Origin of the sequence: Rhizobium sp. SG_E_25_P2 (assembly GCF_029892285.1) — a bacterium.
Classification (GTDB): domain Bacteria; phylum Pseudomonadota; class Alphaproteobacteria; order Rhizobiales; family Rhizobiaceae; genus Rhizobium_E.
Genome location: NZ_JARXVM010000019.1, coordinates 98,432 through 124,811 on the forward strand (window position 1 = coordinate 98,432; position 26,380 = coordinate 124,811).

The 26,380-nt window shown below is 60.2% G+C and carries 19 protein-coding genes and 1 tRNA gene; 19 read left to right on the forward strand and 1 reads right to left on the reverse strand.

Annotated elements, in window-relative coordinates:
• Window positions 1–685 precede the first annotated feature (685 nt).
• The 15 genes from M2360_RS22230 to M2360_RS22300 all read left to right on the forward strand — a co-directional run bounded on the left by M2360_RS22230 (window position 686) and on the right by M2360_RS22300 (window position 22,266).
• Entirely contained in the window at window positions 686–1,876 is a 1,191-nt protein-coding gene (locus M2360_RS22230) for an N-acetylmuramoyl-L-alanine amidase (protein WP_280777589.1), read from the forward strand.
• A 183-nt stretch (window positions 1,877–2,059) separates the two neighbouring features.
• Window positions 2,060–4,513 (forward strand): penicillin-binding protein 1A, encoded by a 2,454-nt coding sequence (locus M2360_RS22235; RefSeq protein ID WP_280777566.1) that lies wholly within the window; start codon window positions 2,060–2,062, stop codon window positions 4,511–4,513.
• 98 nt (window positions 4,514–4,611) lie between these two features.
• Window positions 4,612–5,743 (forward strand): peptide chain release factor 2 gene (gene prfB / locus M2360_RS22240; RefSeq protein ID WP_280777567.1). Its coding sequence is split into 2 segments (ribosomal slippage): window positions 4,612–4,680 and window positions 4,682–5,743, totalling 1,131 coding nucleotides; the frame shifts between segments, so codons are not numbered across the junction.
• Window positions 5,744–5,962: 219 nt separating this feature from the next.
• Window positions 5,963–6,038, forward strand: a tRNA-Trp gene (locus M2360_RS22245).
• Window positions 6,039–6,205: 167 nt separating this feature from the next.
• Complete coding sequence (gene secE, locus M2360_RS22250; RefSeq protein ID WP_280777568.1) at window positions 6,206–6,397, forward strand: preprotein translocase subunit SecE; 192 nt, start codon at window positions 6,206–6,208, stop codon at window positions 6,395–6,397.
• Window positions 6,398–6,415: 18 nt separating this feature from the next.
• Entirely contained in the window at window positions 6,416–6,946 is a 531-nt protein-coding gene (nusG, locus tag M2360_RS22255; protein WP_280777569.1) for a transcription termination/antitermination protein NusG, read from the forward strand.
• Window positions 6,947–7,129: 183 nt separating this feature from the next.
• A complete protein-coding gene (gene rplK / locus M2360_RS22260) occupies window positions 7,130–7,558 on the forward strand; it encodes a 50S ribosomal protein L11 (protein ID WP_280777570.1) in 429 nt (142 codons plus the stop codon).
• Window positions 7,559–7,561: 3 nt separating this feature from the next.
• On the forward strand, window positions 7,562–8,257 hold the full coding sequence (rplA, locus tag M2360_RS22265; protein WP_280777571.1) for a 50S ribosomal protein L1: 696 nt from the start codon (window positions 7,562–7,564) through the stop codon (window positions 8,255–8,257).
• A gap of 328 nt (window positions 8,258–8,585) precedes the next feature.
• Entirely contained in the window at window positions 8,586–9,104 is a 519-nt protein-coding gene (gene rplJ / locus M2360_RS22270; RefSeq protein ID WP_280777590.1) for a 50S ribosomal protein L10, read from the forward strand.
• Between the two features lie 59 nt (window positions 9,105–9,163).
• A complete protein-coding gene (gene rplL, locus M2360_RS22275; protein ID WP_280777572.1) occupies window positions 9,164–9,535 on the forward strand; it encodes a 50S ribosomal protein L7/L12 in 372 nt (123 codons plus the stop codon).
• A gap of 194 nt (window positions 9,536–9,729) precedes the next feature.
• The gene (gene rpoB / locus M2360_RS22280) at window positions 9,730–13,866 is read left to right on the forward strand and encodes a DNA-directed RNA polymerase subunit beta (protein ID WP_280777573.1); all 4,137 of its coding nucleotides are present in this window, start codon (window positions 9,730–9,732) and stop codon (window positions 13,864–13,866) included.
• 197 nt (window positions 13,867–14,063) lie between these two features.
• The gene (gene rpoC / locus M2360_RS22285; RefSeq protein ID WP_280777574.1) at window positions 14,064–18,272 is read left to right on the forward strand and encodes a DNA-directed RNA polymerase subunit beta'; all 4,209 of its coding nucleotides are present in this window, start codon (window positions 14,064–14,066) and stop codon (window positions 18,270–18,272) included.
• Between the two features lie 103 nt (window positions 18,273–18,375).
• Window positions 18,376–19,515: a helix-turn-helix transcriptional regulator gene (locus M2360_RS22290; protein ID WP_280777575.1), complete on the forward strand. Its 1,140-nt coding sequence runs from the start codon at window positions 18,376–18,378 to the stop codon at window positions 19,513–19,515.
• Window positions 19,516–19,544: 29 nt separating this feature from the next.
• Entirely contained in the window at window positions 19,545–20,678 is a 1,134-nt protein-coding gene (locus M2360_RS22295) for a helix-turn-helix transcriptional regulator (RefSeq protein ID WP_280777576.1), read from the forward strand.
• Between the two features lie 109 nt (window positions 20,679–20,787).
• Window positions 20,788–22,266, forward strand: a complete 1,479-nt coding sequence (locus M2360_RS22300) for a hypothetical protein (RefSeq protein WP_280777577.1) — start codon at window positions 20,788–20,790, stop codon at window positions 22,264–22,266.
• 65 nt (window positions 22,267–22,331) lie between these two features.
• Here M2360_RS22300 and M2360_RS22305 read toward each other — a convergent pair whose 3' ends face one another.
• Window positions 22,332–22,622 carry a transcriptional regulator gene (locus M2360_RS22305; RefSeq protein WP_280777578.1) on the reverse strand — a complete coding sequence of 97 codons (291 nt, stop codon included), beginning with the start codon at window positions 22,620–22,622 and terminating at the stop codon, window positions 22,332–22,334.
• Between the two features lie 575 nt (window positions 22,623–23,197).
• Between M2360_RS22305 and rpsL the strand changes: the two genes are divergently transcribed.
• From rpsL to M2360_RS22325, 4 genes are all read left to right on the forward strand, one after another.
• Window positions 23,198–23,569 carry a 30S ribosomal protein S12 gene (gene rpsL / locus M2360_RS22310; protein WP_137153564.1) on the forward strand — a complete coding sequence of 124 codons (372 nt, stop codon included), beginning with the start codon at window positions 23,198–23,200 and terminating at the stop codon, window positions 23,567–23,569.
• Between the two features lie 61 nt (window positions 23,570–23,630).
• Entirely contained in the window at window positions 23,631–24,101 is a 471-nt protein-coding gene (gene rpsG / locus M2360_RS22315; RefSeq protein ID WP_280777579.1) for a 30S ribosomal protein S7, read from the forward strand.
• Window positions 24,102–24,125: 24 nt separating this feature from the next.
• Entirely contained in the window at window positions 24,126–26,225 is a 2,100-nt protein-coding gene (fusA, locus tag M2360_RS22320; RefSeq protein WP_280777580.1) for an elongation factor G, read from the forward strand.
• Window positions 26,226–26,285: 60 nt separating this feature from the next.
• Window positions 26,286–26,380 (forward strand): GTP-binding protein (locus tag M2360_RS22325; RefSeq protein WP_131922527.1); only part of this gene is annotated, 95 nt, incomplete at its 3' end.

Consider the following 26,380-nt stretch of genomic DNA (forward strand, 5'->3'; position numbering starts at 1 on the left):
CGAGGCTTTGGCGCAAGGGTCCGCCAGTAATGGGGAATGCCGGGCGCAGGCTGCGCCGATTGCCGGAAAATGTGTCCCGCCGGGAGACGTGTGAAACGATCTTGAAGGCGCGGCGGAGACGCGGCTGGACCGCATGATCTGTCGTTGCCGTCGAGAATAAGATCGCTTGCGTCAATGTCTTACCGAGCGAGAATGTCTAAGCCCAAGACCTTGCGGTCCAATGAATGTGCCCGAACTTCACGAGCGTGTGGCGGCCAACCGCCTGAAATTCCATGCGGATACGTCGCATGACCGGATAGAGCCTCGGCGAATGCGCAACGGCGGCAGATATTGCCTCTGGCCTGGCGCCATCCTCCTGGCAGCCTCCCGGGCAATGCGATCCCGCCTTCGCTATTCACGCAGATACCTTCTAGGGTTTATCCCTGCGAATATCAAGGGGTGACGCAAATCCGTCACATTATTGACCCATCGAATTCACTCTTTGGCGGAAATCATTGAATTTTCTTGCGGGCCTATCTTTGAGTGTTGGCGCGACGCGTTCGGAAAAACTATGTTTCGGCCGACCGAATCAGGGTTTCGTCAAGATATGCGTCCTATTTTGCAACAGATGACGCTGGGCGTTGAGGGCAGGACGGCACAAAGCATGCATAGACTTTTGATGGCATGGCTGGCGGTAATCGGCCTGATGATCGTATCCGGCGGTGGAGTAGCCGCCGAAGAACCGTCTGCGACTCCGCTGATTGCCTATGCCGCCCGCATCGCCGGCGACGAGTCCCGCGCGCGCATCGTGATCGATTTCGATCGCAAGCCCCAGTTCACCTTGCATTACACCGCCGCGCCCGCGCGGTTGATCGTGGATCTCGACGAGACGACCTTCGGCTTCGGCGACAGCGATCTCGCCCCGAAAGGGCTTTTCACCGATATCCGCTATGGGCGCATGGGCGCTGGCGCGTCGCGGTTGGTGCTGACCGCCAGGCGGCCGTTCAAGGCGGTTCTCGCCGAAGCGCGGGAAAACGAACCCGGCAAGGGCTTTCGGCTCATTCTCGACAGTGAAATGACCAGCGCCGATGAATTCGCCGCGCTGGTCAAGAACCAGACCTGGGACGCTGAAAAGGTGGCCGGCGGCAAAACCCCACGCGTGGCGCCGGCGGAAACTCCGCAAGCCGGGCCCGAAAGCGACGCCATCATCATCGCCATCGACGCCGGTCATGGCGGCATCGACACCGGCGCGCTTGGCGCATCGGGCAAGACGGTGGAAAAGGATGTGACGCTGGCATTCGCCAAGACGCTGGCCGACCAGTTGAACGCCAAGCCCGGCTTCCGCGCCTTCCTGACGCGCAGCGACGACACTTTCGTCTCGCTGCCCGAGCGCGTGACGATCGCCCGGCAGGGCAAGGCGCGATTGTTCATTTCCCTGCATGCTGACACGCTCAGGCAGAAAGGCATTCGCGGCGCCACCGTCTACACCATCTCCGACCGCGCCTCCGACAAGCTCGCGGAGGGGCTCGCGGAACGTGAAAACCTCTCCGACGACATTGCCGGGCTGGAAGTGAAGGATGAGCCGGAAGAGGTGGCCGACATTCTGATCGACCTGACGCGACGCGAGACCCAGGCATTTTCGATCCAGCTCGCCGAACATGTGGTGAAATCGTTCGAAGGCCAGATCGAACTCATCAACAATCCGCTCAGACATGCCGGCTTTCGGGTGCTGCAGGCGCCGGATGTGCCATCGGTTCTGCTTGAACTCGGCTTCATGTCCAATGCCGAGGATGAAAAACTGCTGACCAGCAAGGCCTGGCGCGACAAAGTTTCCACCTTGATCGCCGACGCCGCCGTCGCCTATTTCAAGGCCAACGGCGTATTGCGTGGCGGATAAGGCGCAGTCGACCGTAAAAATCTGTGTGTGGCTGGCTCGCAAGGCCGGGAATATCGGCGGAGCCCTATTTTCCTCACATTCACGACTGTAAGAGCCCATGCTGGCGTCGACGTCGCGCATCGGGTAAAACAGGTCCCGGCGCGTCGCGCGGTCGGCGGTCGATCACAGCGCGGAAAGAATTCCATGATCAGACTAATCGGCTATTTCTTCGGCTTGGGAACGATGCTTTTCCTCGCGGCGGCGATGGTGGCGTCTCTCTATCTCGACGAAGTGACCAGGGATCTGCCCGATTATGAGGTGCTGGCCAATTACCAGCCGCCGGTGACGACGCGCGTGCATGCCGACAACGGCGCGCTGATCGCCGAATATGCGCATGAACGCCGGCTGTTCCTGCCGATCCAGGCCATTCCCGACCGCGTCAAGGCGGCCTTCCTGTCGGCCGAAGACAAGAATTTCTACCAGCATGCCGGCGTGGATTTTCAGGGTCTGTTGCGCGCAATCGCAGTCAATATTCAGAATGTCGGTTCGGGGCGCAGATTCGTGGGCGCTTCGACGATTACCCAGCAGGTCGCCAAGAACTTCCTGCTAAGCGCCGACCAGACGATCGATCGCAAGGTGAAGGAAGCCATTCTGGCGTTTCGCATCGAGCAGGCCTATTCCAAGGACAAGATTCTCGAACTCTATCTCAACGAGATCTTTTTCGGCATGAATTCCTATGGTCTGGCCAGCGCCGCGCTGACATATTTCGACAAGCCGGTCACCGAACTGACCGTCGCGCAGGCCGCCTATCTCGCCGCCCTGCCGAAAGGCCCCGCCAATTATCATCCCTTCAGGGCCAGGGAGGCTGCGATCGAGCGCCGCAACTGGGTTATCGATCGCATGGTCGAAAACGGCTATGTTTCCCGCGACGACGGTGAGGCGGCCAAGAAAGAGGATCTCGGCGTCAGCGCCATGAAGAACAGCAGCTACCTGTTCGCCTCCGATTATTTCGCCAGCGAAGTGCGCCGCCAGCTGATCGAGAAATATGGCAAGGAAGAGTTGTATGAAGGCGGCCTGTCGGTGCGCACCTCGCTCGATCCCGCCATGCAGCTCTTTGCGCGCAAGGCGCTGCAGGATGGTCTGATCAGCTATGATCAGGTTCGCGGCTTCCATGGTCTCGTCGCCAAGATCGAGACCGGCGCCGACTGGGGCGTGCCTCTGTCCAAGATCGCTCCCCTGCGCGACATCCCCGAATGGCGTCTCGCCGTGGTGCTGGCGGCCGACAAATCCGGCGTCGATATCGGCGTCCGTCCCGAAGTCGACGCCGCCGGCCGTATCGAGGAAGCGCGCAAGACGGGTCGTATCGCTGCCGAAAACATGCGCTGGGCCTATCGCTCGGCGACCGGCGACCGCTCGACCGCGAAGAACCCGACCGGCGTGCTCAACACCGGCGATGTGGTCTATGTCGAGCCGCTCGACGGCAAGGACGGCGCCTATCGGCTCCGGCAGACGCCGAAAGTGCAGGGCGGTTTCGTGGCGATGGATCCCAATACCGGCCGCGTGCTCGCCATGGCCGGCGGCTTCTCCTTCGCGCAATCGGAATTCAACCGCGCCACCCAGGCGATGCGCCAGCCCGGCTCGTCCTTCAAGCCTTTCGTTTACGCCGCGGCGCTCGACAATGGCTATACGCCCGCCTCTGTGATCCTCGACGCCCCGATCGAGATAGTCTCGGGCGGCCAGGTTTGGCGGCCGCAGAATTACGGCGGCGGCTCGGCCGGCCCCTCCACGCTGCGTCTCGGCATTGAAAAGTCGCGCAATCTGATGACCGTGCGCCTCGCCAACGACATGGGCATGGGGCTGGTGGCCGAATATGCCGAACGTTTCGGCATCTATGACAAGATGAATCCGGTGCTGTCGATGTCGCTCGGCTCGGGCGAGACGACGGTGCTGAGGATGGTGTCGGCCTATTCCGTGCTCGCCAATGGCGGCAAACAGATCAAGCCGACGCTGATCGACCGCGTGCAGGACCGCTATGGCAAGACCATCTTCAAGCATGAGGAACGTTTCTGCCAGGCCTGCAACGCGCCGGAATGGGATGGTCAGAACGAGCCCGACGTGGTGGATAACCGCCAACAGGTGCTCGATCCGATGACGGCCTATCAGATCACCTCGATCATGCAGGGCGTGGTCCAGCGCGGCACCGCCGCCGGCAAGATCAAGCTGGACAGCGATGTGGCCGGCAAGACCGGCACGACCAATGACGAGAAGGACGCCTGGTTCGTGGGCTATACGCCCAATCTGGTGGCTGGCGTCTATATGGGCTTTGACGATCCCAAGCCGATGGGCCGCGGCGGCACCGGCGGCTCATTGTCCGCGCCGCTGTTCAACGAATTCATGCAGGCGGCGCTCAAAGGCCATAAGCCGGAAAAGTTCATCATGCCCGAAGGCATGAAGCTGATCCCCGTCAACCGCAAGACCGGCATGATGGCCATCGAGGGCGATCCCGACACGATTGTCGAGGCGTTCAAACCCGGCACCGGTCCCGCCGATGTCTATTCCGTCATCGGCGCCGAAGGCTACGCATCGCCCGAGGAAATCCTCAATTCCTCGCAACAGGCCAAGGACGCCATCGTCAACGGGGCCGGCGGGCTGTTCTGACGCGCAAGACCATCGCGTGACGGGGAGGCGGGTTTACAAGGCCCGCCGGGCGCTCTAAAGCACAGCCGCTCAATTGGTGGGAAGGAAGACATCCGCACATGCGCAATGAAACAATCAATGTCATCGACGAAATCAAGCAGGCCATAAGCCTGCTGAGGAGGCATCTTTGACTGGGATCAGGCTGTAAGACGTCTGGATTGGCTGAACAACAAGGCCGAAGATCCCAATCTCTGGAATGACCCGAGCGAAGCCCAGAAGCTGATGCGCGAGCGCCAGCAGCTGGACGACAGCATCACCAGCGTCCGCAAGTTCGAAGCGAGCTTGCAGGAGAACATCGACCTCATCGAGCTTGGCGAGATGGAAGACGATCAGGAGATCGTCGCGGTGGCGGAAGCCTCTCTCAAGGAGATGCTCAACGAAGCCAACCGGCGCCAGGTCGAGGCGATGCTGTCGGGCGAGGCGGACGGCAACGACACGTATCTGGAAGTCCATTCCGGCGCGGGCGGCACCGAAAGCCAGGACTGGGCCAACATGCTTCTACGCATGTACACCCGCTGGGCGGAGCGTCAGGGCTTCAAGGTCGAAGTGCTGGAAATGCATGACGGCGAAGAAGCCGGCATCAAATCCGCGACGATCATGGTCAAGGGCCACAACGCCTATGGCTGGCTGAAAACCGAATCGGGCGTGCACCGCCTCGTGCGGATTTCTCCTTATGATTCGAACGCGCGTCGCCATACCTCGTTCTCCTCGGTCTGGGTCTATCCGGTGGTCGACGATTCGATCAATATCGAGATCAACGAGAGCGATTGCCGAATCGACACCTATCGCGCCTCCGGTTCCGGCGGCCAGCACATCAACACCACCGATTCGGCCGTCCGCATCACGCATATTCCCTCGGGAATCGCGGTGGCCTGCCAGCAGGAGCGCTCGCAGCACAAGAACAAGGCCAAGGCCTGGGACATGCTGCGGTCGCGTCTTTATGAGGTGGAGCTCGAAAAGCGCGAAGCCGCCGCCAATGCCGAGGCGGCCTCCAAGACCGATATCGGCTGGGGCCACCAGATCCGCTCTTATGTGCTGCAGCCCTACCAGATGGTGAAGGACCTGCGCACCGGCGTCGAAAGCTCGGCGCCGTCGGACGTGCTGGACGGCGCAATCAGCCCGTTCATGGAAGCGGCGCTCGCCCACCGCATCAGCGGCAAGGGCAACGCCGTGGTCGACGACCTCGGCTGATCGGCCTGACGCCAATGACGAACAAGGCCCGGGCTGCGGTGACGCGCCCGGGCCTTTTCCATATCTCTCAAAGTCCTGAAGCGCTCGGGCAGGCCAGCGGCAATGTGAATTGTGGCCCTTGATCTGCAAAAAAGTACTTGTGTTTTCAGAGCGGATTGAATAACTAGCCGCTGTCCGAGACGACGGGCGCTTTGACAGCGAATGGCGTCGACGATGAATAGGGGTATAGCTCAGTTGGTAGAGCGACGGTCTCCAAAACCGTAGGCCGGGGGTTCGAGCCCCTCTGCCCCTGCCAGTCTCCATCGCGTTCTGGACGGCAAGAAGGCAAATTAAGAATGCGGAAACCGTCGTATTTTCCCTCTTGTGAAAAAGGGAATCGGTGGTTATGTAGGGTTCAAACAGACACGCGGCGCGTGGGGCTGACAAGTTCAGCTTTACGCGCCGAAATGGCGTGAGCAGTCAATGGCATCGAAAACCAATCCATTCACGTTTCTGCAGCAGGTCCGCTCCGAGACGGCGAAAGTAACTTGGCCCTCGCGGCGTGAGACGATGATCTCGACCATGATGGTGTTCATCATGGCCGGCGTCGCCGCCGTGTTCTTCTTTGCCGCCGACTGGTTGATGGGCTACGCCATCAGCCTCATTCTCGGCTGATCGGTTCGGAGATATCTGATGGCTGCTCGCTGGTACATTGTTCACGCTTATTCGAATTTCGAGAAGAAGGTCGCCGAATCGATCGAAGACAAGGCTCGCCAGAAGGGCTTGAGCCATCTCTTCGAGAAGATCGTCGTGCCGACTGAGAAGGTGGTTGAAGTGCGTCGCGGCCGCAAGGTCGATTCCGAGCGCAAGTTCTTCCCGGGCTATGTGATGGTTCGCGCGGACCTGACCGACGAAGCCTATCACCTGATCAAGAATACTCCGAAGGTCACTGGTTTCCTGGGTTCTGAATCCAAGCCGGTTCCGATCCCTGACTACGAGGCTGATCGCATTCTGAGTCAGGTGCAGGATGGCGTCGAGCATCCCAAGCCGACGGTCTCTTTCGAGATCGGCGAGCAGGTTCGGGTGGCCGATGGTCCGTTTGCCTCCTTCAATGGCGTCGTTCAGGATGTCGATGAGGAGCGTTCCCGCCTCAAGGTGGAGGTTTCTATTTTCGGGCGCGCCACTCCGGTGGAGCTCGAATATGGTCAGGTCGAAAAGGTCTGATCTCCGAGCGCCGGTTTTCCGGCGCTTCGCGTGGAAGGCGCGGATCTCTAGCCGGATCCATCATGCTCCGCACCACGCAACCGCAGCCGCCGGTTCTGACGAATCGGCAAACAGGCCGGGCAACCGGTTTCAGTCGGTTCATGATCGCATGTCGATCTGAACCTTGTGTGAAAAGGCAGAGAAATGGCTAAGAAAGTTGCAGGCCACCTCAAGCTGCAGGTCAAGGCTGGCTCGGCGAACCCGTCGCCGCCGATCGGTCCTGCGCTTGGTCAGCGCGGCATCAACATCATGGAATTCTGCAAGTCGTTCAACGCGGCTACGCAGGAAATGGAAAAGGGTATGCCGATCCCGGTCGTCATTACCTATTACCAGGACAAGTCCTTCACCTATGCGATGAAGCAGCCGCCGGTGTCTTATTTCCTCAAGAAGGAAGCCAAGATCACGTCGGGCTCCAAGACGCCGGGCAAGGCCAAGGCCGGTTCGATCACCGCCGATCAGGTGCGCAAGATCGCCGAAGCCAAGATGAAGGATCTGAACGCCGCCGATATCGACGGCGCCATGCGCATGATCGAGGGCTCCGCCCGCGCCATGGGCCTGGTAGTGGAGGGCTGATAGATGGCGAAGCTCGCAAAGCGTCTGCAGAAGATTTCCGAAGGCATCGACCCCAACAAGGCCTATGTCGTTACCGAAGCCATTTCGATGGTCAAGGAACGCGCTGTCGCCAAGTTCGACGAAACCATCGAAATCTCGATGAATCTCGGCGTCGACCCGCGCCATGCCGACCAGATGGTCCGCGGCGTGGTCAATCTGCCGAACGGCACGGGCAAGAATGTCCGCGTCGCCGTCTTCGCTCGCGGCGCCAAGGCTGATGAAGCCAAGGCCGCCGGCGCCGACATCGTCGGTGCGGAAGACCTGCTCGAAACCGTCATGGGCGGCAAGATCGATTTCGATCGCTGCATCGCGACCCCCGACATGATGCCGCTCGTCGGCCGTCTCGGTAAGGTTCTCGGCCCGCGCGGCATGATGCCGAACCCGAAGGTCGGCACCGTGACCGTCGACGTCGCCGGCGCCGTCAAGGCGTCCAAGGGCGGCGCGGTCGAATTCCGCGTTGAAAAGGCTGGCATCGTGCATGCCGGCGTTGGCAAGGCTTCCTTCGACGCCAAGGCGCTCGAAGAGAACATCAAGGCTTTCGCCGACGCAGTGGTCAAGGCCAAGCCGGCTGGCGCCAAAGGCAACTATGTCAAGAAGATCGCGATCTCCTCGACCCAGGGTGCTGGCGTCAAGGTCGATCCGTCGTCGCTGACAGCCTGATAGAAATTCCGGCGCCCGATCCATTCGGGCGCCGAGCATGGTTTCCGGCCTTCGGGCCGGAAATTGCCGGTTCGCCGGCAAAGTTCCTGTCCGAGATTGCAGGTGGGCCCTCCTTAATCACTTGGCCTGCATGAGACGGGTAAGATCCGGTTTCCGCGGATGAATGTCCGCAAAGAACGGTTCGAACCTTGGATGCCTTGTGCTGTGTTCCCCCGGGAATGCGCGCGAGGGGACAGGATCCTCAAGCGTCGCTTGGGATCGCTCCCATGCGGCAAAAGGCAACCCGGTGGCTCTGCATTCTCGCGGTGTCACCTACTGGAGTGAGACAGTGGATAGAGCGGAAAAACGCGAATTCGTCTCCGAACTGAACGAAGTCTTCAAGGCTTCGGGCTCAGTCGTCGTGGCGAGCTATTCCGGCGTCACGGTCGCGCAGATGAACGATCTTCGTTCAAAAATGCGCGCATCCGGCGGCACCGTAAAGGTCGCGAAGAACCGCCTGGCCAAGATCGCTCTTCAAGGCACTGAGTCCGAACAGATCGCTGATCTGTTCAAGGGTCAAACGCTGATTTGCTACAGCAACGACCCGATTGTGGCTCCGAAGATCGCGTCCGAATTCGCCAAGACCAACGACAAGCTGGTCATCATTGGCGGAGCGATGGGCGCGACTGCGCTGAACGCTGAAGGCGTCAAGGCGCTTGCGACGCTTCCGTCGCTTGATGAACTGCGTGCACGGTTGGTGGGTATGATTCAGACCCCGGCCACCCGCATCGCTGGCGTTCTTCAGGCCCCGGCCGCGCAGCTTGCCCGCGTTTTCAACGCATATGCCGAGAAGAGCGAAGCCGCATAAGGCGGTACTTCGCTGTCACTTGAACCAACCAAGATCGAACCTAAGTAAGGAATACAAAAATGGCTGATCTCGCAAAGATCGTTGAAGACCTCTCGGCCCTGACCGTCCTGGAAGCCGCCGAACTCTCCAAGCTTCTCGAAGAAAAGTGGGGCGTTTCCGCCGCTGCTCCGGTGGCTGTCGCCGCTGCTGCCGCTGCTCCGGCCGCTGCTGTCGAAGAAAAGACCGAGTTCGACGTGATCCTCGTGGATTCCGGCGCGAACAAGATCAACGTCATCAAGGAAGTCCGCGCCATCACCGGCCTGGGCCTCAAGGAAGCCAAGGACCTGGTCGACGGCGCTCCGAAGCCGGTCAAGGAAGCTGTTTCCAAGACCGAAGCCGAAGACCTGAAGAAGAAGCTCGAAGCGGCTGGCGCCAAGATCGAGCTGAAGTAATTCAGACGGTGAAGAGCGGCTCGGTTCGGGCCGCTCTTCTTTCCGTTGCCGTGAACCTGTTACCCAAAAGCCTGGACCAGGCTTTTGGGTATTGGGTTCTAAAGATTAGAGTTCCCCGATATATGACGGAGCCGTGTGGCCAGCGGCCCTCCGTCTGTTTAAGGCCCGAATGCTATAAGCGATAAGGAGCGACGATGGCTCAGACCCTGTCTTTCAATGGTCGTAGGCGCGTACGCAAGTTTTTCGGAAAGATCCCGGAAGTGGCGGAGATGCCGAACCTCATCGAGGTTCAGAAAGCGTCCTATGACCAGTTCCTGATGGTGGAAGAACCTGAAGGCGGACGTCCCGACGAGGGACTTAACGCCGTTTTCAAGTCCGTGTTCCCCATCACCGATTTTTCCGGCGCGGCTATGCTCGAATTCGTGTCCTACGAATTCGAGTCGCCGAAGTTTGACGTGGATGAATGCCGTCAGCGCGATCTGACCTATGCAGCGCCGCTCAAGGTGACGCTGCGCCTTATCGTGTTCGATATCGACGAGGATACCGGCTCCAAGTCGATCAAGGACATCAAGGAACAGTCCGTCTACATGGGCGACATGCCGCTCATGACCAACAACGGCACCTTTATCGTCAATGGCACCGAGCGCGTCATCGTCTCCCAGATGCACCGTTCGCCTGGCGTGTTCTTCGACCATGACAAGGGCAAGAGCCATTCCTCCGGCAAGCTGCTGTTCGCTGCCCGCGTGATCCCGTATCGCGGTTCCTGGCTCGACATCGAGTTTGACGCCAAGGACATCGTCTACGCCCGTATCGACCGTCGCCGCAAGATTCCCGTCAGCTCGCTGCTGATGGCGCTCGGCATGGACGGCGAAGACATGCTGTCGACCTTCTACACCAAGTCGCTCTACCAGCGCGACGGCAAGGGATGGCGCGTGCCGTTCCAGCCCGAAACGCTCAAGGGCCAGAAGATCATCGCTGACCTGATCGACGCCGATACCGGCGAAGTCGTGGTCGAAGGCGGCAAGAAGCTGACGCCGCGCCTGCTGCGCCAGTTGACCGAGAAGGGCCTGAAGGCGCTCCGGGCAACGGACGACGATCTCTATGGCAACTATCTCGCCGAAGACATCGTCAATCCGAACACCGGCGAAATCTATCTCGAAGCCGGCGGCGAAATTGACGAGAAGACGCTGCCGATCATTCTCGACAAGGGTTTCGACGAGATCCCGGTTCTCGACATCGACCATATCAATGTCGGCGCCTATATCCGCAACACGCTGCATGTCGACAAGAACCAGAACCGTCAGGACGCCCTGTTCGACATCTACCGCGTCATGCGTCCGGGTGAGCCGCCGACGATGGAATCGGCGGAAGCCATGTTCCAGTCGCTGTTCTTCGACGCCGAGCGCTACGATCTGTCGGCCGTTGGCCGCGTCAAGATGAACATGCGCCTCGACCTCGACGTCGCCGACACCGTGCGCGTTCTGCGCAAGGACGACATCCTGGCCGTGGTCAAGATGCTTGTCGACCTGCGCGACGGCAAGGGCGAAATCGACGACATCGACAACCTCGGCAACCGCCGTGTGCGTTCGGTCGGCGAATTGATGGAAAATCAGTATCGTCTCGGCCTGCTGCGCATGGAGCGCGCCATCAAGGAGCGTATGTCGTCGATCGAGATCGACACGGTCATGCCGCAGGATCTGATCAACGCCAAGCCGGCCGCCGCCGCCGTGCGTGAATTCTTCGGCTCCTCGCAGCTGTCGCAGTTCATGGACCAGGTGAACCCGCTGTCGGAAATCACCCACAAGCGTCGTCTTTCGGCGCTTGGCCCGGGCGGTCTGACCCGCGAACGCGCCGGTTTCGAAGTCCGCGACGTGCATCCGACCCATTACGGCCGCATCTGCCCGATCGAAACGCCGGAAGGCCCGAATATCGGTCTGATCAACTCGCTTGCGACCTTCGCCCGCGTCAACAAATACGGCTTCATCGAAAGCCCGTATCGTAAGATCGTCGATGGCAAGGTTACCAGCGAGGTGATTTATCTGTCGGCCATGGAAGAAGCGAAGTACTACATCGCCCAGGCGAATGCCGTTCTTGGCGAAGACCAGTCCTTCTCGGAAGAGTTTGTCGTCTGCCGTCACTCCGGCGACGTGATGCTCGCGCCGCGCGACACGATCAACCTGATGGACGTTTCGCCCAAGCAGGTCGTCTCGGTCGCCGCCGCGCTCATTCCGTTCCTTGAAAACGACGACGCCAACCGCGCGCTCATGGGCTCGAACATGCAGCGTCAGGCTGTGCCGTTGCTGCGCGCCGAAGCGCCGTTCGTCGGCACCGGCATGGAGCCGATCGTTGCCCGCGACTCCGGCGCCGCCATCGGCGCGCGCCGCGCCGGCGTGGTCGACCAGGTCGATGCGACGCGTATCGTTATCCGCGCCACCGAAGGCCTTGACGCCTCCAAGTCCGGCGTCGATATCTACCGTCTGCAGAAGTTCCAGCGCTCCAACCAGAACACCTGCGTCAACCAGCGTCCGCTGGTCACCGTGGGCGACGTGGTCAACCGCGGCGACATCATCGCTGATGGTCCGTCCACCGATCTCGGCGATCTGGCGCTCGGCCGCAACGCGCTCGTCGCGTTCATGCCCTGGAACGGTTACAACTACGAAGACTCGATCCTGCTGTCCGAGCGCATCGTGTCCGACGACGTGTTCACCTCCATTCACATCGAGGAATTCGAAGTGATGGCGCGCGACACCAAGCTTGGTCCGGAAGAAATCACCCGCGACATTCCGAACGTTTCGGAAGAAGCGCTGAAGAATCTCGACGAAGCCGGCATCGTCTATATCGGCGCCGAAGTTCAGCCGGGCGACATCCTGGTCGGCAAGATCACGCCGAAGGGCGAAAGCCCGATGACGCCGGAAGAAAAGCTCCTGCGCGCCATCTTCGGCGAAAAGGCTTCCGACGTTCGCGACACGTCCATGCGCATGCCTCCGGGCACCTACGGCACGGTCGTGGAAGTGCGCGTGTTCAACCGTCACGGCGTCGAGAAAGACGAACGCGCCATGGCGATCGAGCGTGAGGAAATCGAACGCCTCGCCAAGGACCGCGACGACGAACAGGCCATTCTTGACCGCAACGTCTATGGCCGTCTGATCGAGATGCTCAAGGGTCATGTGGCGATCGCCGGTCCCAAGAGCTTCAAGAAGGGCACTGAGCTGACCCATGCATTGATCGCGGACTATCCGCGTTCGCAGTGGTGGATGTTCGCCGTTGAAGACGAAAAGGTGCAGAGCGAACTCGAAGCGCTTCGCGGCCAGTACGACCATTCCAAGTCGCTGCTCGAACAGCGCTTCATGGATAAGGTCGAGAAGGTCCAGCGCGGCGATGAAATGCCCCCGGGCGTCATGAAGATGGTCAAGGTCTTCGTCGCTGTGAAGCGCAAGATCCAGCCGGGCGACAAGATGGCCGGCCGTCACGGCAACAAGGGCGTCGTGTCTCGCATCGTTCCGGTCGAAGACATGCCGTTCCTCGAAGACGGCACGTCTGTCGACGTGGTGCTCAACCCGCTCGGCGTGCCCTCGCGCATGAATGTCGGCCAGATCCTCGAAACCCATCTCGGCTGGGCTTGCGCCGGCATGGGCAGGAAGATCGGTGCGATGATCGACGCCTATCGCGAAGGCGGCAATATCGAACCGCTGCGTCTGACCATGAACGACCTGATGGGCCAGGGCCCGAAGGCCGAGCCGGTCCAGGATTATGACGACGAGTCGCTGATCCGCCTCGCCGAACAGTCCAAGAAGGGTGTTTCGATCGCCACTCCGGTGTTCGACGGCGCGCATGAAGCCGACATCAACGTGATGCTGAAGCAAGCAGGTCTTTCAGAGACCGGCCAGTCGCAGCTCTATGACGGCCGTACGGGCGAACCTTTCGACCGTCCCGTCACCGTCGGCTACATCTACATGCTGAAGCTGAACCACCTTGTGGACGACAAGATCCACGCCCGTTCGATCGGTCCGTATTCGCTCGTCACGCAGCAGCCGCTGGGCGGCAAGGCGCAGTTCGGCGGTCAGCGCTTCGGGGAAATGGAAGTCTGGGCGCTGGAAGCCTACGGCGCCGCCTACACCCTGCAGGAAATGCTGACGGTGAAGTCGGACGATGTGGCCGGCCGCACCAAGGTCTATGAGGCGATCGTGCGCGGCGACGACACGTTCGAAGCGGGCATTCCCGAGAGCTTCAACGTTCTCGTCAAGGAAATGCGCTCGCTCGGCCTGTCGGTGGAGCTGGAAAACTCGGTGGTCGAAGAGACGGCCGGGGAACTTCCAGACGCGGCGGAATAATATCCTATCGGCCGCGCGCGGGTTTCCCGCGCGCGGCGTCACGCTTTGGTCCGTTTCGCATGTCATAGCGTTGAGTCGGACAAGGGTGTGGAGCGCGGCGAAGGCCGCGGTTTTCCATTTTTAGGACGCGGCGGTTTTCGTCGACAAGAACCGGCAGCGCGTCCATTTCAGGGTTTGGCGCCCCCAAGGAGACAGGCATGAACCAAGAGGTCATGAATCTTTTCAACCCGCAGGCACCGGCACAGGTCTTCGATTCCATCAGGATTTCGATCGCCTCGCCCGAGAAGATTCTTTCCTGGTCCTACGGCGAAATCAAAAAGCCGGAGACCATCAACTACCGCACCTTCAAGCCTGAGCGCGACGGTCTGTTCTGCGCGCGCATCTTCGGGCCGATCAAGGATTACGAATGCTTGTGCGGCAAGTACAAGCGCATGAAGTATAAGGGCATTATCTGCGAAAAGTGCGGCGTTGAAGTGACGCTGTCGCGCGTTCGCCGCGAGCGCATGGGCCATATCGAGCTCGCCGCCCCGGTCGCCCATATCTGGTTCCTGAAGTCGCTTCCTTCGCGCATCTCGACGCTGCTCGACATGACGCTGAAGGATGTCGAACGCGTCCTCTATTTCGAACATTACATCGTCACCGAGCCGGGTCTCACCGCGCTCAAGGAGCGTCAGCTCCTGACGGAAGAAGACTATATGCTCGCCGTCGACGAATATGGCGAGGACCAGTTCACCGCCATGATCGGCGCGGAAGCCATCTATGAAATGCTCGCGAGCCTGGAGCTCGAGCGCATCGCCGGCGAACTGCGTTCGGAACTGGCCGACACGACCTCGGATCTCAAGCAGAAGAAGCTGATGAAGCGCTTGAAGATCGTCGAGAATTTCATCGAATCCGGCAACCGCCCGGAATGGATGATCATGAAGGTCGTGCCGGTGATCCCGCCGGATCTGCGTCCGCTCGTGCCGCTCGACGGCGGTCGTTTCGCGACGTCGGATCTGAACGATCTCTATCGCCGCGTCATCAACCGTAACAACCGTCTGAAGCGCCTGATCGAACTGCGCGCGCCGGGCATCATCATCCGCAACGAAAAGCGCATGCTGCAGGAAGCTGTGGACGCGCTGTTCGACAACGGCCGCCGCGGCCGCGTCATCACCGGCGCCAACAAGCGTCCGCTGAAGTCGCTGTCCGACATGCTCAAGGGCAAGCAGGGCCGCTTCCGCCAGAACCTTCTCGGCAAGCGCGTCGACTATTCCGGCCGTTCTGTCATCGTGACCGGTCCGGAACTGAAGCTGCATCAATGCGGCCTGCCGAAGAAGATGGCGCTCGAACTGTTCAAGCCGTTCATCTACGCCCGCCTCGACGCCAAGGGTTTCTCCTCGACCGTGAAGCAGGCCAAGAAGCTGGTCGAAAAGGAAAAGCCTGAAGTCTGGGATATCCTCGACGAGGTCATCCGCGAGCATCCGGTCCTGCTCAACCGCGCGCCGACGCTGCACCGCCTGGGCATCCAGGCCTTCGAACCGACCCTGGTCGAAGGCAAGGCCATCCAGCTGCATCCGCTCGTCTGCACCGCCTTCAACGCCGACTTCGACGGCGACCAGATGGCCGTGCACGTGCCGCTGTCGCTCGAAGCCCAGCTTGAAGCCCGCGTGCTGATGATGTCGACCAACAACATCCTGCATCCGGCCAACGGCGCGCCGATCATCGTTCCCTCGCAGGACATGGTGCTCGGTCTGTACTATCTCTCGATCGTGGCTGAAAACGAGCCGGGTCAGGGCATGGTGTTCTCCGACATGGGCGAGCTGCAGCATGCGCTCGAAACCAAGACGGTGACCCTGCACACCAAGATCAAGGGCCGCTTCAAGAGCGTCGACGCCGAAGGCAAGCCGACCTCCAAGATTTTTGAGACCACACCGGGTCGTATGATCGTCGGCGAACTGCTGCCGAAGAACCCGATGGTGCCCTTCGATGTCTGCAATCAGGAACTGACCAAGAAGAACATCTCCAAGATGATCGACACGGTCTACCGCCATTGCGGCCAGAAGGACACGGTGATTTTCTGCGACCGCATCATGCAGTTGGGCTTTGCTCATGCCTGCCGCGCCGGCATTTCGTTCGGCAAGGACGACATGGTCATCCCCGCGTCCAAGTATGTCATCGTTGATGAGACGGAAAGCCTCGTCAAGGAATACGAGCAGCAGTACAATGACGGCCTGATCACTCAGGGCGAAAAGTACAACAAGGTCGTCGACGCCTGGGGCAAGGCCACCGAAAAGGTCGCCGACGAGATGATGAAGCGCCTGAAGGCCGTCGAATTCAAGGACGACGGTCGCCAGAAGCAGATGAACTCGATCTATATGATGAGCCATTCGGGGGCCCGTGGGTCGCCCAAGCAGATGTCGCAGCTCGGCGGCATGCGCGGTCTGATGGCGCGTCCGGACGGTTCGATCATTGAGACGCCGATCACGTCGAACTTCAAGGAAGGCCTCACCGTCAACGAGTACTTCAACTCGACCCACGGCGCCCGCAAGGGTCTGGCAGACACCGCGCTCAAGACGGCGAACTCGGGTTACCTGACCCGCCGTCTCGTCGACGTAGCGCAGGATTGCATCGTGACGCATGTGGATTGCGGCACCGATACCGGTCTGACCATGACGGCGATCATCGACGCCGGTCAGGTCGTGGCCTCCATCGGCACGCGTATCCTCGGTCGTACGGCGCTCGACGACATCGATAATCCGTTGACCGGCGAACGCATCGTCGAAGCGGGTCGGATGATCAACGAGTATGACGTCATCGCGATCGAGAAGTGCGGCATCCAGTCGGTTCGCATCCGCTCGGCGCTGACCTGCGAAATCCGCACAGGCGTCTGCGGCGTCTGCTATGGCCGCGACCTGGCGCGCGGCACGCCCGTCAATATCGGCGAAGCTGTCGGCGTCATCGCCGCCCAGTCGATCGGTGAGCCGGGCACGCAGCTGACCATGCGCACCTTCCACCTTGGCGGCACCGCCACCGTGGTCGACAGTTCGTTCCTCGAAGCGTCGTATGAAGGCACGATCCAGATCAAGAACCGCAACCTTCTGCGCAATTCCGATGGCAACCTCGTCGCCATGGGCCGCAACATGTCCGTCATCATTCTCGATGAACGCGGCGTGGAGCGTTCGTCGCAGCGTGTCGCCTATGGTTCCAAGATCCTGGTCGACGACGGCGACAAGGTGAAGCGCGGACAGCGTCTCGCCGAGTGGGACCCCTATACCCGCCCGATGCTGACGGAATTGACCGGCCGGATCGAGTTCGAAGACGTGGTCGACGGTCTGTCGGTGACGGAATCGACCGACGAATCCACGGGCATCACCAAGCGTCAGGTTATCGACTGGCGTTCGACGCCGCGTGGTTCGGATCTGAAGCCTGCGATCGTCATCAAGGACGAAGCCGGCAATATCATGAAGCTCGCGCGTGGCGGCGACGCCCGTTACTTCCTGTCGGTCGAGGCCATTCTGTCGGTCGAGCCCGGCCAGAAGATCAGCCAGGGCGACGTGCTCGCCCGTTCGCCGATGGAAAGCGCCAAGACCAAGGACATCACCGGCGGTCTGCCGCGCGTGGCCGAACTGTTCGAAGCGCGTCGTCCGAAGGATCACGCCATCATCGCCGAGATCGATGGCACGATCCGTCTGGGTCGCGACTACAAGAACAAGCGCCGCGTCATCATCGAGCCGGCGGAAGACGGCGTCGAGCCGGTGGAATACCTGATCCCGAAGGGCAAGCCGTTCCATCTTCAGGACGGCGACTTCATCGAGAAGGGCGACTACATTCTCGACGGCAATCCCGCGCCGCATGACATCCTGGCCATCAAGGGCGTGGAGGCTCTCGCATCCTACCTCGTCAACGAAATCCAGGAAGTCTATCGTCTGCAGGGCGTGTTGATCAACGACAAGCACATCGAAGTGATCGTTCGCCAGATGCTGCAGAAGGTCGAGATCACCGAGCAGGGCGACACCACCTATATTCCGGGTGACAATGTCGACCGTATCGAGCTCGACGAGGTCAATGAGCGCCTGATCGAGGAAGGCAAGAAGCCCGCTTATGGCGATCCCGTGCTTCTCGGCATCACCAAGGCGTCGTTGCAGACTCCGTCCTTCATCTCGGCCGCGTCCTTCCAGGAAACGACCAAGGTGCTGACGGAAGCCGCCATCGCCGGCAAGCGCGACACGCTGCAGGGTCTGAAGGAAAACGTCATCGTCGGCCGTCTTATCCCGGCCGGCACCGGCGGTACCATGACCCAGATCCGCCGCATCGCCACGGCGCGCGACGAGATGATTCTCGAAGAGCGCAAGCGGAGCTCCGGCGCCGACGCCGCGACGCCGATGCTGCAGGATCTCGCCGGAGAGACGGCGCCTGCCGCAGAGTGAGGCGAGCGATAGGAAAATACAAAACGCCGGGCGAAAGCCCGGCGTTTTTTGTTGATAAACTTAAAAGTTGCGAGATAGTTGCTCTGACTTCCAGGGGGCAGCCATGCCAGTCTCGCGCGCTTTCAATGTCGATAGGATCGCCGCTGATATTCGCGAGCTGATCGATCATGTCATCACCGGGGAGGCGGATTGGCCCGACGTCGCCCGCAGCTTCGGCGAGCGGGTGCCAGGTAGTTTCGTGGCGATGATCGGCCAGAGTGAAAACCGGCCGACGCTCAATCATATGTCGACCTACAACCTTGATCCCGATTTCGGTCGGTCCTTCGCCGACTATTACGCCCAGATCAATCCGTGGGATCGGGTATGGGCGTCGATGAAGCCCATGGACATCCTGATTACCGAGGATACCGCGCCGGCGCGGCAGTTCAGCAACAGTCCATTCTACGAGGATTGGCTCAAGCCGCTCGGGCGGTTCGATGCGGGCGCCGGCTTGCAGATTCGGCATGGCGGCAGTGAGCGGATCTATCTTTCCGTCCATTATGATCCTGACGCGCACGACGCCTACGGACCGGCGCTGAACGAGATTTACCGAGGCATACGCGGCCATCTCGACCGTTCCGCATTGCTCGCCAAAAAGCTGGCGGGCAGCCATGAAACGGCGTTGAGCCAGGCGGCGCTTTCTGGGCATGGCGGCGACTGCGCCGTGGTGATCGATCAGGATATGCGCATCATGGACTGCAATGGCAGTGCGCAGACAGCCCTGTCGGTTGGCGCTGTCCTATCGAGCTTTTCGGGCAGGCTCCGTATCGGCCGGACGGCTGACACAGCCGCGCTCCGGCAGATGGTATCTGTGCTGGGCGGCGGCGGCGCGCTCGACAGCACCCGACGATTTATCCAGTTTGAGGACCGTTCTTATCTGGCGCGGCTATTTGTTCTTCCGCCGGTCCCGATGAGTTTCGCCAGCATGTTTGCCGCTCGGCGGCTATTTCTTGTGCTGGTCCGGGATTTGACCGCCGTGAACGATGGCCTCTCCGACAAAGAATTTTCCGCTGCGTTCGGATTGACTGCGGCTGAGTGGGCGATGTGCGAGATCCTTGTCGCCGGCGGCACGATCGAACGCGCAGCCGAGTTGCTCGGCATCGCGCGCGATACAGCGCGCCAGAGGCTGAAAAGCATATTTCGGAAGACTGACACCAATCGGCAAGCTCAACTGGTCGCCTTGTTGATCCGGGCCCACTGCTAGATCACTGTGTTACGATGAACGGAGAGGTCATGGTTCCGTCTCGCATGCTGGATGTCGCGAGTATCGCCGCTGAAATTCGCGAGCTTATCGATCTCGTCATCGTTGATCAGGTCAGTTGGGAAGATGTGGCGCGGCGTCTTGGCGAACGGGTCCCGGGCAGTTTCGTGGCGTTGATCGGCCAAAGTGAACGCCGGCAATCGCTCAATCATATGTCGACCTTTAATCTTGATCCACAGTCTCTGCGCTCGTTCGCCGAGAATTACGCCCAGATTAACCCGTGGAACCCCAATTGGTCGGCAATGAAATCCGGTGACATCCTGATTTCTGAAGACATGGCGCCGGCGCGTCTTTTTCACAAAGGCGCTTTCTACGAAGAGTGGTTGAAACCGCTCGGGCGTTTCGATGCCGGCGCCGGTCTGCAGATCCGTCATGGCGGCAGCGACCGCATCTACCTGACGGTCCATTACGATCCCGCCCTGCATGGCGATTACGGACCTGCGCTTGAAGGCATATACCGCGCCATCCGCGGGCATCTGGACCGTGCGGCGCTTTTGGCGGAGAAGCTTGCCGAGAGCAATGAGACGGTGGTGGCCAAAGCGGCGCTGCTGGGGCATGGCGTCGATTGCGCCTTCATCGTGGATGAAGACCTGCAGATCGAGGACGCCAATCCGCAGGCGCAATCGGCGCTTTCTCAAGGACGGTTTCTCTCCTCTCATGCCGGCAAATTGCGGATCGGCGGCACAGCGGATACGGCGTCGGTGCGGCAGATGCTTTCTGCTCTCGTGAGCGGCGGTCTCGACGATACGCGTCGTTACCTGCAATCTTCGGAGGGAGCCTGGCTGCTGCGGCTGTTTTGTCTACCCGCCGACGGTTTGAACTTCGCCAGCATCTTTCGCAGGCGGCGGCTTTTCCTCCTCATTGCCCGCGATCTCACGGCCTCGGCTGATAATCCGGCGGTTCAGGACTTTTCCGCAGCCTTCCGCCTGACCGCTGCTGAAAGAAGTCTTTGCGCCGTGCTCGTCGAGGGGGCGACGATTGAACGCGCCGCCGAAATTCTCGGCATTGCCCGCGATACCGCCCGCCAACGCCTGAAAACGATCTTTCGCAAGACCGACACACATCGGCAGTCCCAACTTATTTCGCTGTTGATCCGAGCCCATTGAGGCGCTGCCCCCCATTTGGGGGTTGTGACGGGTCGCGCCCCTCTCCACTCTTCGTAGGCGTATGAAGGGCGAGCCTGAACTTGCCCGCAGCCAATGCAGGGAGATTTTCATGGCGACGATTAAGATTGAAAGCGGCATGCCGGAATATGGCTGGTTTGAGGACTTCTACAACGCCGCCAGCCTGAAGTTGAAGACAAACTCCGCGACGAAAGCCGTATTCGAGGACAAGAACGGCGCGGAAATCGTGTTGACAGGCAGCAACCTCACTTATGCGTCCGGCAATATCAAGACAGGCGCGATTGCCGGGGTCCAATTCCGGGATGAGGACGGTCACAAGCTCATCACCGTGTCAAAGGACTCCTATTCGGGCAAAACCCTGTCCGATTATATCGCCGACGGTGAGCTGTGGGATCTGATGACCGAACTCACCAAAGGCAACGACACGTTCATCGGCGGCAAGCTGGGCGATAGTGTCGGCTTCGGCGACAATCATGGCAATGACACGATGACCGGCGGGGCGGGCGGCGACTATATCGCCGGCGCAAAGGGCAAGGACGTCCTTATTGGCGGCGATGGCGCCGATGACTGGGACACCGTCAGCTATGAAGAGACCTATTGGCGAGGCGACGACAAACAGGGCATCGTGCTTAATGCCAAAACCGGCGTGGTCACGGACAGTTGGGGCGACAAGGACACCATTCGAGGGTTTGAGGAGCTGCGCGGTTCTGTCTACGCGGACAAGATGACCGGCAGCGCAAAGGATGAAGCCTTCATGGGGATGAAGGGCGACGACGTGATCGACGGCGCCGGCGGTGAAGATACGCTTCGCTATCACCGCGACGACAAGTTCGACGGTCACAAGGGCATTGTCGCTGATCTGTCGAAGGGAACTGTCAAGGATGGCTTCGGCGACGTCGACACCGTCAAGAACATCGAACGGATCTATGGAACCTACCATAACGATGTTTTCATCGGGGATGGCCGAGACAGCACTTTCCGGGGCGTTTCGGGCAAGGACAGTTTCGACGGCAAGGGCGGGACCGACGCGGTCAGCTTTTCCTGGTGGGAAGACCTCAATCAACATGGGGCGAGCATCGATCTCTCGAAGTCCAAGAACCAGATTTCAGACGATGGATATGGCAATACGGAAACAACAGCCAATATCGAGGCGGTCGAAGGTTCCCAATTCGCCGACAAGATTACGCTCGGGACAAGCGATGGCTGGGCCTGGGGCGACGACGGCGATGACAGGATCACGGCCGGCGTCGGTCAGCAATGGTTCGGCGGCGGCGAGGGGGGCGACATATTCGTGTTCGCATCGATCAAGGCCCTCGGTAAGGGCGAGGACGCCCGCGATTACATCGACGACTTCTCTCGCGCCGAGGGCGATCGCATTAACCTCAGCGGCGTGGGCGACCTGGTCTTCAAGGGGAAAGGCGGCTTTTCCGGCGATGATGGCGAAATCCGCTATTCCGCATCTGGAGACGACACATTGATCTCCATCGATACGGATGGCGACAAGAAGACGGATCTGCAAATCCTGCTGGGCGGCGACATCGCGCTCACAGCCAGCGACTTCATACTCTGAACTAAGGGGGCGTCCCGGCCGGCCAGTGCAAACGGCCGGGACGCCAGTCTTGCGACAAGACTAAACTAGGCGAAACGGATGATCGACACGTCGCCTTCGAGCGCGCCCTGATAGGCGGAGGCGTGCGGCTCCTCGTCGGGTTCGCCCATGATGGTGCCGATCTGGTCGAGATCGGCCTCGTGGAAACCTTCCTCCGTCAGCGCGTTTAAGGCTTCGCGCACTGCGCTGTCGTCATCGGGCGCGCGCAGCATGATATGCACGTCGACGCCGTCCTCGTCGTCCTCCAGATAGGCTTTGCCGATGATGATAAAGACGAAGCCGTCCTTCGGCGCGTTGTCGTTGACGGGATCTTCCATATGAGACGCTTTCTTTGTTTGGGAGAGGGTGGGCCGACCCGGTTGCGGTGCCGATTCCAGTGGAATCACCTGAAGATGCAGAGCGCCGAGACAGCGCTGTTGGGGCGAATCTATCGGTTCCGAATGGCCGGCACAAATATAATGTGCCGCCTGGCCGGGTTTTTACCCTTGATTAAGGTTGCTGGAATCTTGCGCATACGTCCGATTTCGGCTCATATCGGGCTGAAACCCGCCGTTTCCACCCGGTTGCCGTAAAAAAACGGCGCCGCCCCTTGACTGTGGAGGGGAATGGTTTTAGTACGCCCACCATCAGAGCCGATGTGGGGCTGGCTGGTTCGGGACGACGCGTCCTGGAGTTCGTCCCAAACAAGGTTCATCATAGCACGTTGACTTGCGAATGCTGCACGCATGATTCCTCTTTTTGTGGGGGAATCCTCTGTTTCATCGGATCCATCGGCCCACTATGGCGATGCATCCGATTTTTGCGCATGAAACATCGATATGCTTGAGAGCCGGAGACGGCGTAACACGTGCCCGCAAGGGTTCAGGAAAACAGTTTCTAAAGGGATGGTTACATGCCTACCGTAAACCAGCTGATCCGCAAGCCGCGTCAGGCACAGGTCAAGCGCAACAAGGTTCCTGCTCTGCAGGAAAACCCCCAGAAGCGTGGTGTTTGCACCCGCGTGTACACGACCACGCCGAAGAAGCCGAACTCGGCTCTGCGTAAGGTTGCGAAGATCCGTCTGGTGAATGGCTTCGAAGTCATCGGCTACATTCCGGGCGAAGGTCACAACCTTCAGGAACACTCCGTGGTGATGATCCGCGGCGGCCGCGTCAAGGACTTGCCGGGCGTGCGTTACCACATCATCCGCGGCGTTCTCGACACCCAGGGCGTCAAGAACCGCAAGCAGCGCCGCTCCAAGTACGGCGCGAAGCGTCCGAAGTAATATTGGCCGCCTCCGCGCCACCTGCGCGGCGGCTCCCTGATCAAGTTGAGAGACGAAAAATATGTCCCGTCGTCATAGTGCAGAAAAGCGCGAGATCAACCCGGATCCGAAGTTCGGCGATCTGGTTGTGACAAAGTTCATGAACGCCATCATGTATGATGGCAAGAAGTCCACTGCTGAGCGCATCGTCTACGGCGCGTTCGACGCTGCCCAGGCCAAGGCGAAGGCTGAGCCGATCGCTCTGTTCCATCAGGCGCTCGACAACATCGCCCCGCATGTGGAAGTCCGTTCCCGCCGCGTCGGTGGCGCCACCTACCAGGTCCCGGTCGACGTTCGTCCGGAGCGCCGTCAGGCTCTCGCCATCCGTTGGCTGATCACTGCCGCCCGCAAGCGCAACGAGACGACCATGGTCGACCGTCTGTGCGGCGAGCTGCTCGACGCCGCCAACAACCGCGGCTCCGCCGTCAAGAAGCGCGAAGACACGCACAAGATGGCGGAAGCCAACCGCGCGTTCTCGCATTATCGCTGGTAATCATCGAGAGAAAGGCAGTCTGCTATGGCTCGCGAATATAAGATCGAAGACTACCGCAATTTCGGCATCATGGCCCACATTGACGCCGGCAAGACGACGACGACCGAACGTATCCTCTACTACACCGGTAAGTCCCACAAGATCGGCGAAGTCCATGACGGCGCTGCCACGATGGACTGGATGGAGCAGGAGCAGGAACGCGGCATCACCATCACGTCCGCCGCCACCACGACCTTCTGGAAGGGTCGCGACGGCAAGCTGCGCCGCTTCAACATCATCGACACCCCAGGCCACGTCGACTTCACCATCGAAGTCGAACGTTCGCTGCGCGTTCTCGACGGCGCTGTCGCGCTTCTCGACGCCAACGCCGGTGTTGAGCCGCAGACCGAAACTGTCTGGCGCCAGGCCGACAAGTACAACGTCCCGCGGATGATCTTCTGCAACAAGATGGACAAGACCGGCGCCGATTTCTATCGCTCGGTCGAGATGATCAAGACCCGTCTTGGCGCCACTGCCGTTGTCTGCCAGCTGCCGATCGGCGCTGAGTCGGAATTCAAGGGTGTTGTCGACCTGATCGAAATGAACGCCCTGGTGTGGCGCGACGAGTCTCTCGGCGCTCAGTGGGACGTCGTCGAGATCCCCGACGACCTCAAGGACGCCGCTGTCGAATGGCGCGAAAAGATGATCGAAACGATCGTCGAAATCGACGAAGCCGCGATGGAAGCCTATCTCGAAGGCAACATGCCCGACAACGACCAGATCCGCGCGCTGATCCGCCGCGGTACGATCGACGTCAAGTTCTTCCCGTTCTTCTGCGGTTCGGCCTTCAAGAACAAGGGCGTTCAGCCTCTGCTCGACGCCGTCGTCGAATTCCTGCCGTCGCCGATCGACATTCCGGCCATCAAGGGCATCGACGCCAAGACCGAAGCAGAAATCGAGCGTCACGCCGATGACAGCGAGCCGCTGTCGATGCTGGCCTTCAAGATCATGAACGACCCCTTCGTTGGTTCGCTCACCTTCTGCCGCATCTATTCGGGCAAGCTCGAAAAGGGCTCGTCGGTGATGAACACGGTCAAGGACAAGCGCGAGCGCGTCGGCCGCATGCTGCAGATGCATTCCAATTCGCGTGAAGACATCGAAGAAGCCTTCGCCGGCGACATCGTTGCTCTGGCCGGTCTCAAGGACGCAACCACGGGCGACACGCTCTGCGATCCGCTGAAGCCGGTTATTCTCGAGCGCATGGAATTCCCCGAGCCGGTCATCCAGATCGCGATCGAGCCGAAGTCCAAGGGCGACCAGGAAAAGATGGGCCTCGCGCTCAACCGTCTGGCTGCCGAAGACCCGTCCTTCCGCGTCAAGACCGACGAAGAATCCGGCCAGACCATCATTGCCGGCATGGGCGAACTGCATCTCGACATTCTCGTCGACCGCATGCGTCGCGAATTCAAGGTCGAAGCCACTGTCGGCGAGCCGCAGGTTGCCTATCGCGAAACCATCACTCGCGAGCACACTGAGGACTACACCCACAAGAAGCAGTCCGGCGGCACCGGTCAGTTCGCCCGCGTCAAGCTGGTGTTCAAGCCCAACCCGGATGGCGACGAGTTCAAGTTCGAGTCCAAGATCGTTGGCGGCGCTGTTCCGAAGGAATACATCCCCGGCGTTGAAAAGGGCATCCTGAGCGTTCTGAGCTCGGGCCCGCTGGCTGGCTTCCCGATGCTCGGCGTCCATGCGACGCTGATCGACGGCGCCTTCCACGACGTTGACTCCTCGGTCCTCGCCTTCGAAATCGCATCTCGCGCCTGCTTCCGCGAAGCCGCCAAGAAGGCCGGCGCGCAGTTGCTTGAGCCGATGATGAAGGTCGAAGTCGTTACCCCGGAAGACTATGTCGGCGATTGCATCGGCGACCTGAACGCGCGTCGCGGTCAGATCCAGGGTCAGGAAAGCCGCGGCGTGTCCGTGGTGATCAACGCCCACGTGCCGCTCGCCAACATGTTCAAATATGTCGACAAGCTGCGTTCGATGTCCCAGGGCCGCGCTCAGTACTCGATGGTCTTCGACCATTACTCGCCGGTTCCGGCCAACGTCGCCCAGGAAATCCAGGCTAAGTATTCCGGTCAGCGTTGACCGGAATACACCACCCGAATTTGAAGTTACGCCCTCGGGCGAGAGAATGGAGAGCCAACTATGGCAAAAGGTAAGTTTGAGCGGAATAAGCCGCACGTGAACATTGGCACGATCGGTCACGTCGACCACGGCAAGACGTCGCTGACGGCTGCGAT

Excerpts from the sequence above, each read along its gene's own strand:
- M2360_RS22290 (WP_280777575.1), top strand. The coding sequence starts at position 18,376 with ATGCCAGTCTCGCGCGCTTTCAATGTCGATAGGATCGCCGCTGATATT.
- rplK (WP_280777570.1), top strand. The coding sequence starts at position 7,130 with ATGGCTAAGAAAGTTGCAGGCCACCTCAAGCTGCAGGTCAAGGCTGGC.
- rpsG (WP_280777579.1), top strand. The coding sequence starts at position 23,631 with ATGTCCCGTCGTCATAGTGCAGAAAAGCGCGAGATCAACCCGGATCCG.
- M2360_RS22235 (WP_280777566.1), top strand. The coding sequence starts at position 2,060 with ATGATCAGACTAATCGGCTATTTCTTCGGCTTGGGAACGATGCTTTTC.
- M2360_RS22300 (WP_280777577.1), top strand. The coding sequence starts at position 20,788 with ATGGCGACGATTAAGATTGAAAGCGGCATGCCGGAATATGGCTGGTTT.
- nusG (WP_280777569.1), top strand. The coding sequence starts at position 6,416 with ATGGCTGCTCGCTGGTACATTGTTCACGCTTATTCGAATTTCGAGAAG.
- fusA (WP_280777580.1), top strand. The coding sequence starts at position 24,126 with ATGGCTCGCGAATATAAGATCGAAGACTACCGCAATTTCGGCATCATG.
- rpoC (WP_280777574.1), top strand. The coding sequence starts at position 14,064 with ATGAACCAAGAGGTCATGAATCTTTTCAACCCGCAGGCACCGGCACAG.
- rpoB (WP_280777573.1), top strand. The coding sequence starts at position 9,730 with ATGGCTCAGACCCTGTCTTTCAATGGTCGTAGGCGCGTACGCAAGTTT.
- secE (WP_280777568.1), top strand. The coding sequence starts at position 6,206 with ATGGCATCGAAAACCAATCCATTCACGTTTCTGCAGCAGGTCCGCTCC.
- rplL (WP_280777572.1), top strand. The coding sequence starts at position 9,164 with ATGGCTGATCTCGCAAAGATCGTTGAAGACCTCTCGGCCCTGACCGTC.
- M2360_RS22305 (WP_280777578.1), bottom strand. The coding sequence starts at position 22,622 with ATGGAAGATCCCGTCAACGACAACGCGCCGAAGGACGGCTTCGTCTTT.
- rpsL (WP_137153564.1), top strand. The coding sequence starts at position 23,198 with ATGCCTACCGTAAACCAGCTGATCCGCAAGCCGCGTCAGGCACAGGTC.
- rplA (WP_280777571.1), top strand. The coding sequence starts at position 7,562 with ATGGCGAAGCTCGCAAAGCGTCTGCAGAAGATTTCCGAAGGCATCGAC.
- M2360_RS22295 (WP_280777576.1), top strand. The coding sequence starts at position 19,545 with ATGGTTCCGTCTCGCATGCTGGATGTCGCGAGTATCGCCGCTGAAATT.
- M2360_RS22230 (WP_280777589.1), top strand. The coding sequence starts at position 686 with ATGATCGTATCCGGCGGTGGAGTAGCCGCCGAAGAACCGTCTGCGACT.